This window comes from Yersinia sp. 1252 StPb PI (assembly GCF_048593885.1).
GTDB lineage: Bacteria > Pseudomonadota > Gammaproteobacteria > Enterobacterales > Enterobacteriaceae > Yersinia > Yersinia enterocolitica_E.
Window position 1 is genome coordinate 1 of sequence record NZ_JAZGQE010000367.1, and the last position, 1,420, is coordinate 1,420.

Here is a 1,420-nt window from a genome sequence, read left to right on the forward strand (position 1 = left end):
GGATGAAAGTTGCAGTTCTCGGTGCCGCTGGTGGTATCGGCCAGGCCCTCGCTCTTCTACTCAAGACCCAGCTTCCTTCAGGTTCAGACCTCTCATTATATGATATCGCGCCAGTGACTCCCGGTGTTGCGGTTGATCTGAGCCATATCCCGACCGCTGTTAATATTAAAGGCTTCAGCGGCGAAGATGCTACCCCAGCCCTTAAAGGGGCCGATATTGTTCTGATTTCTGCGGGTGTTGCACGTAAACCGGGCATGGATCGTTCAGATCTGTTCAATGTTAATGCTGGCATCGTCCGTAATCTGGTTGAGCAAATCGCGCGTACTTGCCCGAAAGCATTAATCGGTATCATTACTAACCCAGTTAACACGACAGTAGCGATCGCCGCAGAAGTACTGAAAAAAGCCGGTGTTTACGACAAGAATAAATTATTTGGCATTACGACACTGGATACCATTCGCTCTAATACCTTTGTTGCTGAACTGAAAGGTAAGCAACCTCAAGATATCGAAGTGCCGGTTATCGGTGGCCACTCTGGTGTTACCATTTTGCCATTGTTGTCACAAATTCCAGGCATTAGCTTTACCGAGCAAGAAGTGGCTGACCTGACTAAACGTATCCAGAATGCGGGTACTGAAGTTGTTGAAGCAAAAGCCGGTGGCGGGTCAGCGACTCTATCGATGGGGCAGGCTGCGGCACGTTTTGGTCTTTCTCTGGTTCGTGCTCTGCAAGGCGAAAGCAATGTTGTTGAATGTTCTTACGTTGAAGGCGACGGTAAATATGCCCGTTTCTTTGCTCAGCCAATCCTGTTAGGTAAAGAGGGTGTTGCTGAACGTAAAGACATTGGCAAACTGAGTGCGTTTGAACAGCAAGCGCTAGAAAGCATGCTTGATGTATTGCACAAAGATATTGAGTTGGGCGAGCAGTTCGTCAATAACAAGTAGTAGCAGGGGCTTAAAGCTGCCCCTGAGATAATATTATCAACCGCCGAAGCTATGCATCGGCGGTTTTTTTATGCCCGAAGAATAGCCGGCCGTATCCTCACTTTTCGGTCAAGAAGAACCCCTGTTTTCGGATCAAAATAGCGTGTTGGCCAAATTTCGGAAGGATGAATCTCTAAACATTCGGCAATCAACCATTCCCCTTTTGGCCAAGGGCGAGTTAACGCATTGGCAAGAGTGGAGGAACTTAACCCTGCCTCACGAGAGAGGGCGGCTAAAGTTGTGCCTTTTTTACGTAGTGCGGCAATGATGTCTGCTGGGTGCCAATCAGATTTCCTTAAAATCATCTTTAATCCTTTTTTTTTCTAAGCAGCTGACGTGTTAGTGATATAAATAACAGTACATTGTTAATCGTACTGTGAACAGAAAGTGACCATTTAGAAAGATCATACCATTTATTTTCTAAAAGATTTTAAATG

At 46.2% G+C, this 1,420-nt stretch carries 2 protein-coding genes; one reads left to right on the plus strand and one right to left on the minus strand.

What is annotated here, in order from left to right:
• Positions 1-2: 2 nt before the first annotated feature.
• Complete coding sequence (gene mdh / locus V2A85_RS23640) at positions 3-944, plus strand: malate dehydrogenase (RefSeq protein ID WP_083160927.1); 942 nt, start codon at positions 3-5, stop codon at positions 942-944.
• Between the two features lie 68 nt (positions 945-1,012).
• Here mdh and V2A85_RS23645 read toward each other — a convergent pair whose 3' ends face one another.
• A complete protein-coding gene (locus tag V2A85_RS23645) occupies positions 1,013-1,288 on the minus strand; it encodes a helix-turn-helix domain-containing protein (RefSeq protein WP_083160925.1) in 276 nt (91 codons plus the stop codon).
• Between the last annotated feature and the right edge of the window lie 132 nt (positions 1,289-1,420).

Bases quoted from the DNA above. Each gene is read 5' to 3' on its own strand.
- V2A85_RS23645 (WP_083160925.1), bottom strand. From the start codon at position 1,288: ATGATTTTAAGGAAATCTGATTGGCACCCAGCAGACATCATTGCCGCA.
- mdh (WP_083160927.1), top strand. From the start codon at position 3: ATGAAAGTTGCAGTTCTCGGTGCCGCTGGTGGTATCGGCCAGGCCCTC.